Below are 15,403 nucleotides of genomic sequence, written 5' to 3' on the forward strand. Positions count from 1 at the left end.
TCAGGGCTGCATGCCTTTAATGCAGCCCCTTAAAGGGCAGCAATAATGGCGGCTTCCATTTTCCCGGGCGTGGTGGTTGGGGCAAATCGTTTGATCGGTTTGCCGTCGCGCCCGATAAGGAACTTAGTAAAGTTCCATTTAATACGCCCACCCAGCACGCCGGGCAATTCCTCTTTCAGGTACCGAAAAATCGGATGGGCTGCGGCGCCATTAACCTCTACCTTGCCGAACATCGGGAAACTCGCACCATAGTTGATGTGGCATGTCTGCGCGATCTCGTCGGCTCCGCCGGGCTCCTGTTTACCGAACTGATTGCAGGGGAATCCCAGCACCACCAGTCCCTGAGCAGCATACTTTTTGTAGAGGTCTTCAAGACCTGCGTATTGGGGCGTGAATCCACAATGGCTGGCGGTATTCACCACCAGAACCACGTTGCCTGCGAAGTCGTTCATTGAGATAAGCTCACCATTGAGGCTGGCGGCCTTAAATTGATAAAAGGGAGACATGTCACCCTCCTCTGAGCAAAACCCGGTATGCGTCAACAGTAGCACAGCACGAACAGCGGAGGGAGATGGTGCCCGGCAGAGAGTGCGCTCACAGACCCGTAATCCTGATGCCAATCTCTGCCGCCAGCGTACAGAATGATCTTTCGCTCCCGATGAGAGTCGGGGGCTATTCCTGCTGGACCTTAACCACAACTTTACCTTTTGCACGCCCTTGTTGAAGCCAGTCAAGCGCCTCCTGAGTTTTGGTGAAAGGGAAAACTCTGTCGATCACCGGCTTAATGTGTTCCGCTTCAATCAGGCTGGCTATATGGCTGAGCTGATTGCCATCGGGACGCACAAAATGAAAGGAATAATGCAGGCCACGTTTTTTTGTAAGCCGCACAATCTTACGGCTCATCAGGCTCAATATTAACCGCAGAACGATGTTCAGGTGTCTGGCTCGCGCGAAATCAGCGTTTAAAGGTCCAATCAGAGAGACTATTTTCCCACCGGGTTTTAGGATCTGCGTGGATTTCTCAATGGCATCCCCACGGAGCGTACCGAGAACAACATCATAATCCCTCAGCACCTGTTCGAATTCCTGTTTTTTATAGTCAACCACTTCATCTGCACCCAGCCGACTGACCCATTCCACATTAGCCGTACTGGTCGTCGTTCCTGTCTTTGCGCCAAGATGTTTCGCCAGTTGGATCGCAAAGCTGCCGATGCCTCCTGAACCTGCCGGAATGAAGACCTTCTGTCCCGCCTGCAGAGAGGTTCTCTCTGTGAATGCCTGCCATGACGTCAGACTCACCATCGGAAGCGAAGCCGCCTGAACGAAATCCAGATTCTTTGGCTTTATTGCGGCGTGACTTTCATGAACCCGCGCATACTCGGCCAGAGAACCCGTACCGGTATCGAAAATGCTGGCGTAAACCTCATCACCCGGCTTAAAGCGCGTCACGCGACTCCCGGTTGCGACAACCACACCCGCCAGATCGCTGCCGAGCGTAGCGGGCAGCTTAAAATGCAAAACCGGCTTGAACGTTCCCGCAGGGATCATGTTATCGATGGGATTCAGACCTACGGCATACACCTTCACCAGAATGTCTTCAGCGCCGTGAGAAGGATAATCGCTCTCTTCAAACCCCATTTCAGGTGATTTTCCGTAGCGTTTAAACGTAAAAGCTTTCATCGTTCGGGTTTTCATCATTCATTTCTCGCATCAAGCTGAAGGCTGTTTCGCACAACTTTGTCGAGCAAGGAAGCGGGCGCAAAACGGCGGATAAAATTGAGTTTTGCAGCCAGCGTTCCTGCTGTATAGCGTACTTTTGGCCGTGCGCTCTGCGCCGCGTTAACCACGACCTCTGCCACCACCTCAGCGCTTTCTGCTGTAGCCATTGCCTTACTGACCACCTTCGTTAACTTAGCCCGAATGAGTTCGTACGCTTCAAGCTTTGCGTCTGGTTCTATATTGTGAGCTTCAAACTGCGTTTTTATGTATGCCGGTTCGATGACGGAGACCCTGATACCCTGTGTGCGCAGTTCATGATCGAGTGCGCCCGAGTAACCCTCTACGGCATGTTTACTGGCGGCATACAGGGCGACATAGGGCAATGGCACGATGCCGAGAATCGAACCGATGTTAATAATGCGCCCACTGCCCTGATGGCGCATGTGGGGCAGCACGGCCCGTGTCACTCTTACAATACCCATAAAATTGGTGTCGAAGATCTGCCGCGCCTGCTCAATAGAACTCTCTTCTGCGGCTGCCGGAGAAACCCCGAAGCCCGCGTTGTTCACGAGAAGGTCGATTCGGCCCTCCCGCTGGATTAACGCCTCAATGGTAGCCTTAACCGACGCGTCATCCGTCACATCCAGTGGCAGTAAGGGAAAAGCGTGTTCACCTGCCGCCGGACCACGCCGGCTTGTGCCATAGACCCGATAACCCGCCGCAAGAAGTTTATTAGCAGAGGCTTCGCCAATTCCTGAAGATGCGCCAGTCACAAGTGCTACACGTATTGGTGTCATGATGAGTATGACCTTAAGTTTGCGTTTGGATTTTTCTGCAGGAAAAGAGACGCAGCCGCAGATTAATCATTGGCTTCACTCTCAGCAGAACCCCGATGGAGGGTTCCGCTGAAATGACTTTTATTACAACGTTTTGTAGCGATCTGCTGCTTCATCCTGTCTGATGTCTGACAGCAGCCCCTGACGGGCGGTATCCAGCACATCCCAGCGCTCAGCATGATGCAAAGGCGGAATCGTCACGAGCTCGCGGCGGTCAAAGCCTGCCAGAGCGGCGTCAACCAGTTCGCCGACTTCCATCATTTTCGGCGCGTTAGTGATGTCGATACCGGCGCGATTCCATATTTCGGTGTAAGTCCCCGCCGGAAGTACCGCCTGGATATAAATCCCTTTTGATGACAGCTCTACGTTCATTCCCTGAGACAGGAACAGAACAAAGGCTTTGGTTGCGCCGTAGACCGTCATAGCAAATTCCGGGGCGAGTCCAACGATTGAACTGATATTGACGATTGAACCTTCTCCGGCGTCGGCAAAACGGGTAGCCGCAACACTGGCAAGTCGCGTCAGGGCGGTTACGTTTAAGGCGATAAGCTTTTCCATGGAATCCGGTGTTTGCTCGGTAAAACTGCCGGACTGAGCGATGCCTGCGTTATTGATAAGAATACCTATCCCCGCATCTTCACGCAGGCGCGCTTCCACTGTGGTTAAATCACCCGCTTGTGTCAGATCGGCAGGCAGAACATCCACGGAAATGGTGTGTTCCTGTTGCAGTCGTTTCGCAAGGGTTTCCAGTTTTGTTTTGTCGCGAGCAACCAGAACAAGGTCATGTCCACGGCGGGCAAACCGTTCTGCATAGACCGCACCAATTCCTGCGGATGCCCCGGTGATAAGAACTGAAGGTTTTTTCATCATTTTATCTTCTTTGTTAGTGGGTCAGAATCGCCGTCGGCGAAGTATGTTAAGCACACCCAGGAATTTATTCGCTGGTATCGTTTAGTGACGGATAATCGGTATAGCCTTGTGCTCCACCGCCATACAGTGTTTCAGGATTGAGAGGGGCCAGAGGCGCGCCCGTTTTTAGTCTTTCGACTAAATCAGGGTTAGAAATGAAGGGGCGGCCGAACGCGAATAAATCGGCTTTATCCTGTGCAAGATGCTCAGATGCCAGTGCCAGGTCATAGCCATTATTAGCGATATAGGTGTTTCTGAAGCGGCGACGCAGCGACGTGTAATCGAACGCCGTTGCATCACGGGGACCGCCCGTTACCCCTTCGACGACGTGCAGATAGGCGATACCTGAAGCATTAAGCTGGTCTGCCACATAGTCATATTGTGGCTGTGGATCGCTGCATGAAATCGCATTGGCGGGAGAGACAGGTGAGATGCGAACGCCCGTACGCTCTGCGCCGATCTCATCTTTGACGGCCTGCACGACTTCCAGCAGCAGGCGCGCACGATTCTCTACAGAACCGCCATATTCATCGGTCCGCTGGTTGGCACCATCCTTCAGAAACTGTTCCAGCAGGTAGCCATTCGCGCCATGTATTTCTACGCCATCAAAACCGGCGGCAATGGCATTAGCCGACGCCTTTTTGAAGTCAGCGACAATCTCGTTTATTTCATGCAGTTCAAGGGAGCGGGGTTCAGAGACGTCAGCGAATCCGTTGTTCACAAAGGTTTTAGTTTCAGCGCGGATGGCCGAGGGTGCGACTGGTGCAGCGCCGCCGGGCTGTAAATCGACGTGTGAAATCCTACCCACGTGCCATAGCTGTACAAATATGCGCCCACCTTTCGCATGCACTGCGTCAGTCACTTTCCGCCAGCCGTCAATCTGCGCCTGGGTGTAGATGCCAGGCGTATCCTGATAGCCCTGCGCCTGCTCAGAAATCTGCGTGGCTTCGGTTATCAGTAATCCTGCCGTGGCACGTTGCGCGTAGTAAGTCGCTGCCAGTTCGCCCGGCACCAGTCCTGCTTCGGCCCGGTTACGGGTCAGCGGAGCCATCACTATGCGATTTGCCAGCGTGATGGACCCCAGTTCATAAGTTTGAAATAGCGCGTCATTGGTCATGATCATTCCTCGGTGAAGTAACGGGCAAAAGTAATTCTTTAATGATGATGATCGTAATCATTAATGTCAACTGGTTTGATTATGATCATAATCAATGTATAATCAGGCTCTGTGTCAGGAGGTAAAATATGAAAGTGTCCAAAGAGCAGGTTCGTGAAAACCGGTTGCGGGTCGTTGAAACCGCGTCAGCGCTTTTTCGCGAGCGTGGTTATGATGGAGTAGGCGTTGCAGAACTGATGTCAGCCGCAGGATTAACACATGGCGGGTTTTATAAGCATTTCGGGTCTAAAGCTGATCTGTTAGCCGAAGCGATGCGCTGCGGTTTTGCGCAATCCGCAGAAAAAACCCAGGGTGTGAGTCGCGAAACGTTTATCGAATACTATCTTTCCAGACAGCATCGCGATGATAGAGGAAAGGGATGTGTCATGTCGGCTCTGGGGACTGATGCAGCCCGTCAGTCTGAATCCATTCAGGAGACATTTGCGGCCGGGCTTGAACGGCAACTGGCTATTCTGGAATCAGAAAAAGCAACGCGCGCAGAACTGATCAATACCCTTGCGCATCTTGTGGGTGCGATAATGCTTTCGCGGGCCTGTCCGGACAACTCCGGGCTCGCTGACGAAATTCTGGACGTCTGCCGGACGCGTTTGCTTACGCCGGATGAAGATGAACATTGAGTCCCTATTTTTCCGCTCCACTGGTATGAAGCCACGACGCACTGACGGGAGTGTTCAGCTTGCTGGCGTGTAATTTATAGCAGCAGGCGTGCGAAATCAGGACCTCCTGTTCCGGATTTCGTACTGGCTGATGGATATAAACCTGCCGTCCATCTCCTGAACCAGCGACTCACGGTCAGCCGTTGTCGCGAAATCCAGGATACAGGCTCATTCCGCCATCGATAAATAGCGTTGTCCCATGAACGTAGTCAGATAAATCGCTGGCAAGCCAGACGACGGCATTCGCCACGTCTTCAGCTGCACCGATGCGCCCGTAAGGAATGAGTTTCAATAACTCTTTGCCTGCCTCGCCCTGCGTCGCTTCCTCGTTGATGGCCGTGGCAATAGCGCCGGGGGCCACGGAGTTAACGCGGATGCGATCTTCACCCACTTCCTGTGCCAGGCTTTTCATCAGCAAATCAACCCCGCCTTTTGACGCGGCATAGTTGACGTGTCCGGCCCAGGGAATAAGCTGATGAACCGAACTCATATGAATAATTTTTCCCACCGCGCGGCTGAGGTGAGGGCGGTGCTCCTGGCTGCGGAACTGTCGCAACGCAGCGCGCGCGCACAGGAACTGGCCGGTGAGGTTGACGTTAATAACGGTGTTCCAGTCCTCAAGCGTCATCTCAATGGAGGGCGCATCCTTCTGAAGCCCTGAGTTTGCGACCAGGATATCCAGTCTGCCAAATTCAGCAATCGTCTGGTCGAATAGGTTCTGTACCTCCGCTTCTTTCGATACATCTCCTTTAACTGCGATGGCACGTCCACCGTCTGCACGGATGTTTTCAACCAGTTTCTCTGCCGGTTCCGCCTGACTGTGGTAGTTAACCACCACACAGGCACCTTCTCTGGCGAGAGCTTCAGCACAGGCATAGCCGAGACCTGAGCTGGCGCCGGTGACCAGCGCAACCTGATTTTTGAGAGAAAAGATCATGAGGCTTCCTTAATTCAGTCAGTAATGGGCATCGTTAACCCGGCAGGCATCGTGCAGGATGGAATGGCGTTTGTTCGCTGACACGTTGACGTTCAGGCACTCAAACGCGGCTTAGCGGGTCAGCCGGATGCGATGCCTGGGCCTGAGTCACTGAATTATAGATGCGAAATTTAGGATTAGCAGCGATGACGGGCTTGACTGACGGGATCTTCGTTGCACAGGCTTTGCAGGAGCAGTGCCTGCGGGCAGGAAATGTGGATTCACCCTGGCAGGTTTTCTGGCGGGCAGGTCAATTGACTGCCCGATGCTCAGCTGAGTAACCGGGAGGCAATGCCCTGATGCCGCAGACAGCGGACGCCCGCTTAACCGGCGATGGCCGACCGGCAAAAGGGCCCGGCCTGAAACCGCCATCCTCAGCGAGGCCGGTGTCATCATCTATTCAGGCATTTTCTTAATAGGATAAGTCACGAGTGGTTTGATCTCCTTCAGCACAAACATGCTCTGCATCTCTTTGATGCCGGGTAACCGGCGTACCACGGACATGGCAAAATCGGCGTAGGAGTCGAGATCTGACGCCACCACCTGCAGGAGGAAGTCAGCATCGCCACCGATACTGTAGCAGGCCACCACATCCTCCAGCGCAGTCACTTCCTCTTCAAATTTTCGGGCCTCGGCTTCGCTGTGACTGTCAATGACGACCCGGATGAAAACCATCACGCCCAGACCAATTTTTTTGCGGTCAAGTACAGCACGGTAGCCCTGAATGACTTCATCTTCTTCCAGCTTGCGGACTTTGCGCCAGCACGGCGAGGCTGAAAGGCTTATTTTCTCTGCCAGCACCTGGTTCGTCACGCGCGCATCATCCTGCAGGATTTCAAGTATTTTCATATCTGTCGGGCTAAGGGCCATGCGGGAAAACTCCTTTCTACAGAGAGGCTTTAGAGGGTTATTTTTACCTAATCATCCGCATCGGGTAAATGATATAGGTAACAATTTTCTGCCCCGCTACGGCATAATACATTCATCTTTCTAATGAATATTATCAACGGAACAAGGAATGAACGGATCCTATGTTAATGCACATCGTCATGTTTACGCTGAAAAGTCCGTGGAGTTGGTCATCCCTGGAGACTATTGATGCAGAGAGAGCCACGCGTGCTCACCCGGATCATATTAATGAAATAAAAGGTTGGAGCTGTGGCAGGAATATCACCCGACGCGACATCGCAGCGGATTTTGTCGTAATTGGCCTGTTTGAGAACCGCGAAGATTTGAACGCCTATATTATCCACCCTGACCATCAGAAAGGCGTCGCCAAATGGAAATATATTGCGGACTGGAAGGTGGTTGATATTGAATTTCCCGGCGACTTTACATTAAACCGTGGTTTGCTCTCTGTACTGAATACGCTTTCGCACGCACATTAAGATCCATTCCAGAGAAGTGAGGAATTACGATGAAGTTCGACGCCAGTCAGCATCGCTGTACGATTATTATTGATAAAGATCTCCCGGCCGGTCTTGCCATGAACGCAGCAAGCGTTATCGGAATCAGTTTTGGACGCACGGTCGATAATCTCGTTGGACCTGATATGCAAAGCCTCGATGAAGTCAATTACCCCGGTGTTATTTACGCGCCTCTCCCGGTACTGCTGGCTTCAGGTGATTATCTGCATGAATTACAGGCCAGTGCTGAAAGTGATGATGAGATGTATGTCATGCCATTCAGCGCACTGGCACAGTCGTGTAAAACCTATGAAGAGTATGGCGAAAGAATTTCGTCTGTGAAAAGCGAGAATATTGAGCTGGTCGCCATTGGCATTATCGGGCCTAAAAAGAAGCTGACCCGAATGACAGGGAATCTGCCGCTCTACAAATAAATCATCTTAAAGCGCGTTAAGCAGCCGATCGCATAGCGATCTCACCCTGCATGCCTGCCTGTTTTTATTTTAATTTATCCTGACTAAGGAAGAGAAGATGTACGCTATTTTTAAAGAACGAGTCATCGCGCAGGCGAAGGAGGTTTATTATCTGCATAGCGCCTTCCATGCGGGTAATATCAGCCTGAATGAGCTTGGTCTTCATCAGAATAATAAACTGCGAGAAGTGGTGAAATATGTTGCAGAGCATTCACCCTTTTATCGCGAGCATTTTAAAGGTTTAACGTCTTCCGATATTGAATCATTAACTACCGCTGGTCTCACGTCTCTTCCGTTCACGACTAAAGATGATCTGAGAATGCAAGGCGCAGCGCTGGCATCTGCCCCCCTTCATCAGAGCTGGATTTATTACGAAACGACAGGCACAACGGGGAAGCCGACGCCGTGCCCGCGTAATGAAACCGATTCGGTGCATAATAATACGCCTCTGATTATTCATTACCGTAATATCTTTGAGCAAATTGCGCCCCATCATGTGGTGGGCGTCATGGGGCCAACAGAACTTCATTCGACCGGGGATACCTTCGAGGATGTATTCCGCAGTCTGGGTTACAGCGTCGTCAAAATGTGGCCGCGTTCGCCCGTCGTGGGAATGAAGCGGGTAATGGCATTAATTAATGAACTGCAGATAACCGCACTGGTCTGTACGCCCGCCGTGGCGATTGCTGTAGCGCGTTTCATTAAAGATTCGGGCGGGGACCCATCGGCAACCAGCGTGAAGCTGATTCTTACCGTGGGTGAATTGACCACGCCACCTCTGTTAAGAAACATAGGTGAGATCTGGGGGGCAAAAGTCTATAGCTGTATGTATGCCTCACAGGAGTCTTCTATTCTTGCCGTGTGCGCACAGGATAGTCACCTCTACACCGTCCCGCTGAACAACTACTACGAGATTATCAACCCTTTCAGTGGCGCAGCCTGTGACATCACCACGGGACAGGGGGTAGGTGAGTTAGTCATCACGCATCTCTATAAGGGCCAGAAACCGCTAATCCGTTACCGTACCGGTGACATGGTACGGTCAACCTTGATGCCGGATGGCAGCCAGAAAATTGTGCCGATTGGTCGTGTTCGCGATGTCCTGACGCTCAACGGGCAGGCTTACTGTGCCTGGGACCTTGAAGCCGCGCTTCTTGAAAAACTGGAAGGCTGTCTGGATTACGCTATCCAGATTGACAACCGCGAAGGGAGAGATGTGCTCAACATCACGGTGGAGATGTTTAACCGGCAAGCCGATGTTTCTTCGTTACTCAGCAACGTCAAACGGCATATTGAACAGAACATTGCCGGTGTCAGCATTCACCTGATTGATGGCGAAACCAGTCGCGTAACCGGCACCTCTGCAATGGTGAGCTGGAAAGCGGCACGTATTCATGACCTGCGTCCGGCGGCAGATAACAGCGATCGTGACGCGGCACTTGCGCTGATTAATCGGGGATTTGAATGATGACAATCAGTGACGCTGATAAACGTGATGAAACCCGGTCGCCTCACCATCTATGGAGCTACCTCAACGGCGAGTTTATTACCGCCGATAGCGCGCTGTTACCGGTTACCACCCAAGCCTTCAATTATGGCACCGCTGTGTTCGAAGGTATTCGTGGTTACGCGCATCATGCTGATAACACCGTTAATGTGTTCCGTCTGGACGATCATATTAACCGGCTGATTCAGTCAGCCTTATTACTGCTGATTGATGATCTACCCGAACCTCAGGCGTTAAAGGCGTTAACGCTGGCGCTTCTGAAAAAAAATGATGTCGAAGACGACTGCTATATCCGACCGATAGCATATAAACGTCATCTTTTACCTGGCACCGGATTTGGCGTAAAGCTCTCCGGCGTCAGTAGCGGGCTTTCGGTTAATAGTCTGAATATGCGCGCCTATATAAAGCAGGGGGGGGTGAAGTGTACGGTTTCAGGCTGGCGTCGCATTGCCGATAATTCTATTCCCGCGCGGGCTAAAATTACCGGCAGCTACGTCAATTCGGCTCTGGCAATGGAGGCGGCTCATCGTGGCGGATATGATGACGCCATAATGCTTAACCACCACGGTTACGTTGCCGAAGCGACCACATCCAACGTGTTTATTGTGAAAAACAGGACGCTCATTACTCCGCCGGTTACCGCTCATATTCTGGAGGGTATTACCCGCAGCACCGTCATTGAACTGGCTACAACCTGCCTTGATCTGCGTGTTGAGCAACGGGATATATTGCCTTCAGAACTCCTGACGGCGGACGAATGTTTTTTAACAGGCACGGGCGTCGAAATATCGCCTGTCATTCAGATCGACCATCGCAAGCTGAATAGCATGGATGAGAAAAGTATTTCCCTGTCTGTTAAAGGTCTGTATGAAAAGTTAGTCCGCGGTCAGTTAACTGACTTTAATCACTGGCTGACTCCTTTCTGTTAATTCATTAATTTAGGTGAAAAGATGCGCCATCATTTTATGGATATGGGCTTAACGCATGTTGTGAATTATCCCATTCATACTTTAGGCCCTTCAGGAACAAGCAGCGAATATGCCTCAAAATTTTTCCATCGCTGGATGGGTGATCATTATTCTGACAGCTCTCATACGATTCATCTTGATGACTCCTATGAACTGGCAAGAAAAAATATTGATGAAGAGAACGGGTTATTAATTGTCGCCAATGCGTACCCTAAAATTAACGATTTTTATATGGACACCCGTCTGAAACTCTTAGCAACATTCCTTTATGACACGCCTCTTTATGGGCTGGTTGCTAACAGGGTTTTACCGGACAGGCCTTTGACGGTTGCCTCTCATCCGGCGCCTGTTCCATTGATTGCCGAATTACTCCCGGCCGGATTACGTATTGCAAAGATTGTTGAGATGTCTTCTACCAGCGCGGCAGCACAGGCGGTGGCCTGCGGTGAAGTGGATATTGCGTTAACAACAGAAATTGCCGCCAGACTGCATAACCTTAATTTTATTTCGCGCACCCGCCCGATACATATGCTCTGGTCTGTTTTCGCCTCAACGATTCGTAAAGGATAAAAAATGACAATGTTTAAAATGCACACACTTGAAAGTGCACCCGCTGCCAGCCGCCCTTTGCTGCAAAGCTCCATTGACGGTTTCGGCTGGATTCCCTGGCAAAGTGCGTTCATGGCAGAGTCGCCCGCACTGCTCGCTTCTTACCAGTTCGCCCATGACGCCTTCTCTCAGTGCTCGCTGACAGAAGAGGAGCGGGCCGTTGTCTGGATCACCACAGGGCTGCTCAATCAGTGCGCCTATACGGTTCAGGCGCATAGCTGGATTGCGCAGCATAAAGGTGTATCGGCCGACATCCTGAGCAGGCTGACTGAGCAACCTGAAGCCCTGCCGGCGAAGCTGGCTGCGTTATACCACTTTACCCGCGACGTTGCTCTGGCTCAGGGTCAGATATCGCACAACGCGGTTAAGGCGCTTCTGGCTGCAGGGTACAGCCAGCAAAATGCGCTGGATGTGGTGCTTGGGGTCGCCCAGAAAACCATGTCAACGCTGCTTAACAGCATGGCAGATACCCAAATCGAACCGCATTTTCAGACCTTTTCGTCGCGATAACCACGGACATTCACCATGCAATTTATCCATCGTGAGCAGGTTGAGCAGATTTTATCGTCTGCGACATGCCTGCAGTTGAGCCGGGAGGCGTTTACCCTGATGAGCAGGGGCAAAGTTAAACAGACTTTGCGGAGTGTTATCGCTTCTGAGCAAGGTTCCCTGATGGGCACCATGCCCGCTTACATTGAGGATGGCCCCTATGCGGGATTCGGGCTCAAAACAGTCAGAGTCGATTTCAATCATCACAATCAGTCTACGTCCCATGAGGGGTGTATCCTGCTTTACGATGCCACTGATGAGGGCGATATCGTGCTGGTTGATGCCGCGTCTGTGACAGAATTACGCACAGCCGCCGCATCTGCACTGGCTACGGACCTGCTTGCTCACCAGAACGCAAGCCATCTGGCAATCCTGGGAACAGGGGTTCAGGCGCGAAAACATGTTCAGATGATCATGGCCGTTCGTGCAATCACGTATATCTCAGTCTGGGGAAGAAGCCGGGCTGGCGCGGCGCAGTTTGCAGCGTGGTGTCAGCACTATTCCGGGCTGCCCGTTACGGTTGCGGAAACGCCTGCTCAGGCCATCGCTCAGGCGGATATCATTTGTACGGTGACAGCGGCAAAAGCACCGTTTCTTCGCGCCAGCGATCTGCCTGCGCGCTGTCATATCAATGCCGTGGGGGCGTCTGCCCCCGGCTTTCAGGAAGTGGCGCCAGATATCTACACGGCGGTCAATCTGTATTTGGATTCCAGAGAGGCCGTCTGGAACGCCTCCTCCTGCCTACTTAAGGCAAAACAGCAAGGATTATTACTTCAGGACGCTTCAGGCACGGAAATAGGCACCCTGCTGACCTCAGGCGATCGTCCTGACCTCCCTGTGTCACAGAGAACGCTGTTTAAGTCCGTGGGGCTTGCCGTGCAGGATCTGGTTTTTGCCCGGGCTATCGTCGCCGGAAGCCGGTCCGCTATGAACAATACGCTGAAATAACTTTTCGCCCTCTCTTTCGACAGGAATCACTATGTCAGGAACTGCTCAGATACTCTCTTACATGGCTGCATTGGGACTCGCGGCCGCCATTCCGGGGCCGGGGATGACCGCATTAGTCGCCCGTAGCGTCAGTGGCGGTCTGATGACCGGCTTTACGATGCTGGCTGGCCTCATTCTTGGGGATTTGATCTATTTATCGATTGCCGTCTTTGGTCTGGCGGTAATCGCGCACAACTACACCTCCATTTTTACGCTGATTAACTGGGCTGCTTCACTCTATTTATGCGTGCTGGCATGGCAGTTCTGGTGCCACCAGCCGCAGGCGATAAACATCAATCAGAAAGCGACAAAACGGGAACTGGCATCGGCGTGGTTTTCCGGGCTGACGATTACGCTGGGCAATCCGAAGACCATCGCTTTCTATATGGCGATATTACCTCTGGTGATCTCGCTGGATAATGTCTCGTTGCAGATGTGGGGGGGAATGCTGGTGCCACTAACCGTATTTGTCCTGCTCTGTATTGGCGCAGTTTTCATTCTGGCGGCGCTCAGAATACGCCACCTCCTCACCAGCGAAAAAGCGCAACGACGCCTTTTCCGATCGGCCGGTTTCATTATGATGCTGGCCGCGGCAGGCATGGTCATTAAGACGCTGTAAAATCCGGTGGCTCCGCCTGCCGGCAGGGGCGGACTGGCACGTCTGTCCGGGATTGGCGGCAGTTGCGAACCCGACGGTCAGCGGCAGGGGCGGTAAGACGTGCGGCTGACCTGTCGCCTTGATATCAGCTTGATCGCTTAACGCCACGCCGGTGGCCGTCAGGCTGCAGGGGGGCTAGGCTGCACAGCCTGAATGCTGCGGGAAACGGACAGCAGCTTGCGGCTGCGGGATAACACATAGTTAACGCTGCACGGTTTCTCTGGCCGCTGCCAGCGCAGCAGCTGGAGGGTGATAAGCCCCGCAGCAGTTCACCGACTCACCCTCATGGAAGTTAACCGTCCTCCGCAGGCCTGCGTTACTTAACCTCTGCTTCCCTTTCGCAACGATCAGCGTCCCTCCTGACGATTACCGTTAATCAGCGCCAGAGATTCCCCGCTGCCTGCTCATTTACGGCATGCCCGTCACATAAACTAAAACTGCCTCATACTTTTCTGTGACAAATAACACAACCTGATTACATCTTCCGGCGGAGATGATTTTTTATCGTGATAATAGTTTTACTGAGTACATTGATGTTGTACTGAGTACAACAAGGCACTTTGCGCTTAGCGCGTTAAGTGATGAAAAAATTGTGAGGATCATCATGTCTGAAAAACAGCACATCACGACTTTCTCTGCCGATATTGAGCAGCAGACCGTTAAGAAGGTGGTCTGGCGCATTTTGCCCTTCCTGATTATTTGTTATCTGATTGCCATTATCGATCGCGGCAACATTGGTATGGCTTCGTTACAGATGAACGAAGATTTAGGACTGTCGAAAGCGGTATTTGGTTTTGCGAGCAGTCTGTTTTTCGTCGGTTACTTCCTGTTCGAGGTTCCCAGCAACCTCGCCATGCAGAAAATAGGCGCAAAAATCTGGATCTCCCGCATCATGGTGTCGTGGGGCATCATCTCGGTTTGTACCGCCTTTGTAGAGAGCGCCAATACCCTCTATGTACTGCGCTTTCTACTGGGGGCCGCGGAGGCAGGATTTTTCCCGGGCGTGATTCTGTATCTGACATACTGGATCCCCGGTAAGTACCGTGCCCGCGTGATTGCGACTTTCATGGTGGCTATTCCTGCAGCGAATTTTGTTGGATCGCCAATTTCTGGTCTGATTCTGTCACTGGATGGCTGGCTGGGCATGCGTGGCTGGCACTGGCTATTCATCCTGGAAGGCATTCCTGCGGTGATTCTGGGGATTGCGGCCTTCTTCGTATTAAGCAATCGTCCCACCAGTGCCAGCTGGTTAAATGAGGAACAAAAAGCGTGGCTGAACAGCACCCTTGAAGCTGAAAATGCGAAGAAGAAAGCCATTGGTCACATCTCTCTCTGGCAATTGCTGCGTCACAAACATATCTGGGTAATGGCGCTGATCTATGCAGGTGCGTCTGCGGCGGGCTCAACGCTAAGCGTCTGGTCTCCGCAACTGCTTAAATCGTTTGGTCTGGATAACCTGACCACCGGTTTGGTCAATGCAATTCCATATGGTCTGGCATCGGTTCTTATGATTGTCTGGGGCAGAAGTTCTGACCGCAGCGGCGAGCGTCGCTGGCACACCGCGTTAACGCTGTTTCTGATTGCGGGTGGTTTGCTGTCCGCCTTCATCACCAATAGTCTGACCGGCAGCGTTGTCATCCTGTCGCTGGTTCTGATCGGGGCGTATTCGATGAAAGGGCCTTTCTGGGCACTGGCATCGGGGTGGATGTCATCCACTACCGCTGCTGCGGGCCTTGCTGCAATCGGCGCGGTGGCCAATCTGATTGGGGGAGGACTGATGGTTAACGTTTACGGCATTATTAATCAGGCGACCGGCAGTCATACTCTTGCCATGGTGCCACTGGCTATCCTCTGCGGTGCTGGAGGTATCGCTGTGCTGGTCATGGGCCGTAAAAAAGAGTCGGCGATTAACGTTGAGAATAACGCTTCGCCAGTCGGCAAATAATCTCACCAGGCCAGCAGACATTAATCAA

At 52.2% G+C, this 15,403-nt stretch carries 17 protein-coding genes; 10 read left to right on the forward strand and 7 right to left on the reverse strand.

Annotation, left to right across the window (positions count from 1 at the left end; all coding sequences use genetic code 11):
• Positions 1 to 29: 29 nt before the first annotated feature.
• The 5 genes from Q7C21_RS04330 to Q7C21_RS04350 form a co-directional block, all read right to left on the reverse strand.
• Positions 30 to 506 carry a glutathione peroxidase gene (locus tag Q7C21_RS04330; protein WP_008924774.1) on the reverse strand — a complete coding sequence of 159 codons (477 nt, stop codon included), beginning with the start codon at positions 504 to 506 and terminating at the stop codon, positions 30 to 32.
• 166 nt (positions 507 to 672) lie between these two features.
• Positions 673 to 1,695: an NADP-dependent oxidoreductase gene (locus Q7C21_RS04335; RefSeq protein ID WP_008924773.1), complete on the reverse strand. Its 1,023-nt coding sequence runs from the start codon at positions 1,693 to 1,695 to the stop codon at positions 673 to 675.
• Entirely contained in the window at positions 1,695 to 2,516 is an 822-nt protein-coding gene (locus Q7C21_RS04340) for an oxidoreductase (RefSeq protein WP_008924772.1), read from the reverse strand. Before Q7C21_RS04340 ends, Q7C21_RS04335 begins: the two co-directional genes overlap by 1 nt.
• 123 nt (positions 2,517 to 2,639) lie before the next feature.
• Complete coding sequence (locus Q7C21_RS04345) at positions 2,640 to 3,422, reverse strand: SDR family oxidoreductase (RefSeq protein ID WP_033742925.1); 783 nt, start codon at positions 3,420 to 3,422, stop codon at positions 2,640 to 2,642.
• 67 nt (positions 3,423 to 3,489) lie between these two features.
• Positions 3,490 to 4,581, reverse strand: coding sequence for an alkene reductase (locus tag Q7C21_RS04350; protein WP_312544816.1), 1,092 nt, complete (start codon positions 4,579 to 4,581; stop codon positions 3,490 to 3,492).
• A gap of 128 nt (positions 4,582 to 4,709) precedes the next feature.
• Here Q7C21_RS04350 and Q7C21_RS04355 point away from each other — a divergent pair, with 128 nt between their 5' ends.
• Entirely contained in the window at positions 4,710 to 5,258 is a 549-nt protein-coding gene (locus tag Q7C21_RS04355; protein WP_003851633.1) for a TetR/AcrR family transcriptional regulator, read from the forward strand.
• A 175-nt stretch (positions 5,259 to 5,433) separates the two neighbouring features.
• Here the strand turns inward: Q7C21_RS04355 and Q7C21_RS04360 are convergent, their stop codons facing one another.
• Both Q7C21_RS04360 and Q7C21_RS04365 read right to left on the reverse strand, forming a co-directional pair.
• Positions 5,434 to 6,234, reverse strand: coding sequence for an SDR family oxidoreductase (locus tag Q7C21_RS04360; protein WP_008924768.1), 801 nt, complete (start codon positions 6,232 to 6,234; stop codon positions 5,434 to 5,436).
• Between the two features lie 435 nt (positions 6,235 to 6,669).
• Entirely contained in the window at positions 6,670 to 7,143 is a 474-nt protein-coding gene (locus Q7C21_RS04365; protein ID WP_003851630.1) for an Lrp/AsnC family transcriptional regulator, read from the reverse strand.
• Between the two features lie 161 nt (positions 7,144 to 7,304).
• Here Q7C21_RS04365 and Q7C21_RS04370 point away from each other — a divergent pair, with 161 nt between their 5' ends.
• From Q7C21_RS04370 to Q7C21_RS04410, 9 genes are all read left to right on the forward strand, one after another.
• On the forward strand, positions 7,305 to 7,661 hold the full coding sequence (locus Q7C21_RS04370; protein ID WP_003851627.1) for a Dabb family protein: 357 nt from the start codon (positions 7,305 to 7,307) through the stop codon (positions 7,659 to 7,661).
• Between the two features lie 29 nt (positions 7,662 to 7,690).
• Positions 7,691 to 8,113, forward strand: coding sequence for a DUF2000 domain-containing protein (locus Q7C21_RS04375; protein WP_003851626.1), 423 nt, complete (start codon positions 7,691 to 7,693; stop codon positions 8,111 to 8,113).
• Positions 8,114 to 8,210: 97 nt separating this feature from the next.
• Entirely contained in the window at positions 8,211 to 9,620 is a 1,410-nt protein-coding gene (locus Q7C21_RS04380; RefSeq protein ID WP_003851624.1) for a phenylacetate--CoA ligase family protein, read from the forward strand.
• Positions 9,617 to 10,588, forward strand: coding sequence for a branched-chain amino acid transaminase (locus tag Q7C21_RS04385; protein WP_375150441.1), 972 nt, complete (start codon positions 9,617 to 9,619; stop codon positions 10,586 to 10,588). The genes Q7C21_RS04380 and Q7C21_RS04385 overlap by 4 nt, the downstream gene beginning before the upstream one ends.
• Positions 10,589 to 10,609: 21 nt before the next feature.
• Entirely contained in the window at positions 10,610 to 11,197 is a 588-nt protein-coding gene (locus Q7C21_RS04390; protein WP_375150442.1) for a bacilysin biosynthesis protein BacA, read from the forward strand.
• Positions 11,198 to 11,200: 3 nt separating this feature from the next.
• Entirely contained in the window at positions 11,201 to 11,746 is a 546-nt protein-coding gene (locus Q7C21_RS04395) for a carboxymuconolactone decarboxylase family protein (protein WP_003851618.1), read from the forward strand.
• Positions 11,747 to 11,761: 15 nt separating this feature from the next.
• Complete coding sequence (locus tag Q7C21_RS04400; protein WP_003851617.1) at positions 11,762 to 12,733, forward strand: ornithine cyclodeaminase family protein; 972 nt, start codon at positions 11,762 to 11,764, stop codon at positions 12,731 to 12,733.
• A 31-nt stretch (positions 12,734 to 12,764) separates the two neighbouring features.
• Positions 12,765 to 13,391 carry a LysE family translocator gene (locus Q7C21_RS04405; protein WP_003851614.1) on the forward strand — a complete coding sequence of 209 codons (627 nt, stop codon included), beginning with the start codon at positions 12,765 to 12,767 and terminating at the stop codon, positions 13,389 to 13,391.
• 643 nt (positions 13,392 to 14,034) lie between these two features.
• Entirely contained in the window at positions 14,035 to 15,375 is a 1,341-nt protein-coding gene (locus Q7C21_RS04410) for an MFS transporter (RefSeq protein WP_140033829.1), read from the forward strand.
• The last annotated feature ends 28 nt before the right edge of the window (positions 15,376 to 15,403 follow it).

The organism is Pantoea sp. ANP04, assembly GCF_041982285.1.
GTDB classification, from domain to species: Bacteria; Pseudomonadota; Gammaproteobacteria; order Enterobacterales; family Enterobacteriaceae; genus Pantoea; species Pantoea eucalypti.

Coding starts and splice junctions, on each gene's coding strand:
- Q7C21_RS04405 (WP_003851614.1), top strand. CDS start 12,765: ATGTCAGGAACTGCTCAGATACTCTCTTACATGGCTGCATTGGGACTC.
- Q7C21_RS04385 (WP_375150441.1), top strand. CDS start 9,617: ATGATGACAATCAGTGACGCTGATAAACGTGATGAAACCCGGTCGCCT.
- Q7C21_RS04345 (WP_033742925.1), bottom strand. CDS start 3,422: ATGAAAAAACCTTCAGTTCTTATCACCGGGGCATCCGCAGGAATTGGT.
- Q7C21_RS04360 (WP_008924768.1), bottom strand. CDS start 6,234: ATGATCTTTTCTCTCAAAAATCAGGTTGCGCTGGTCACCGGCGCCAGC.
- Q7C21_RS04330 (WP_008924774.1), bottom strand. CDS start 506: ATGTCTCCCTTTTATCAATTTAAGGCCGCCAGCCTCAATGGTGAGCTT.
- Q7C21_RS04390 (WP_375150442.1), top strand. CDS start 10,610: ATGCGCCATCATTTTATGGATATGGGCTTAACGCATGTTGTGAATTAT.
- Q7C21_RS04335 (WP_008924773.1), bottom strand. CDS start 1,695: ATGAAAACCCGAACGATGAAAGCTTTTACGTTTAAACGCTACGGAAAA.
- Q7C21_RS04380 (WP_003851624.1), top strand. CDS start 8,211: ATGTACGCTATTTTTAAAGAACGAGTCATCGCGCAGGCGAAGGAGGTT.
- Q7C21_RS04410 (WP_140033829.1), top strand. CDS start 14,035: ATGTCTGAAAAACAGCACATCACGACTTTCTCTGCCGATATTGAGCAG.
- Q7C21_RS04365 (WP_003851630.1), bottom strand. CDS start 7,143: ATGGCCCTTAGCCCGACAGATATGAAAATACTTGAAATCCTGCAGGAT.
- Q7C21_RS04355 (WP_003851633.1), top strand. CDS start 4,710: ATGAAAGTGTCCAAAGAGCAGGTTCGTGAAAACCGGTTGCGGGTCGTT.
- Q7C21_RS04375 (WP_003851626.1), top strand. CDS start 7,691: ATGAAGTTCGACGCCAGTCAGCATCGCTGTACGATTATTATTGATAAA.
- Q7C21_RS04370 (WP_003851627.1), top strand. CDS start 7,305: ATGTTAATGCACATCGTCATGTTTACGCTGAAAAGTCCGTGGAGTTGG.
- Q7C21_RS04395 (WP_003851618.1), top strand. CDS start 11,201: ATGACAATGTTTAAAATGCACACACTTGAAAGTGCACCCGCTGCCAGC.
- Q7C21_RS04400 (WP_003851617.1), top strand. CDS start 11,762: ATGCAATTTATCCATCGTGAGCAGGTTGAGCAGATTTTATCGTCTGCG.
- Q7C21_RS04350 (WP_312544816.1), bottom strand. CDS start 4,581: ATGACCAATGACGCGCTATTTCAAACTTATGAACTGGGGTCCATCACG.
- Q7C21_RS04340 (WP_008924772.1), bottom strand. CDS start 2,516: ATGACACCAATACGTGTAGCACTTGTGACTGGCGCATCTTCAGGAATT.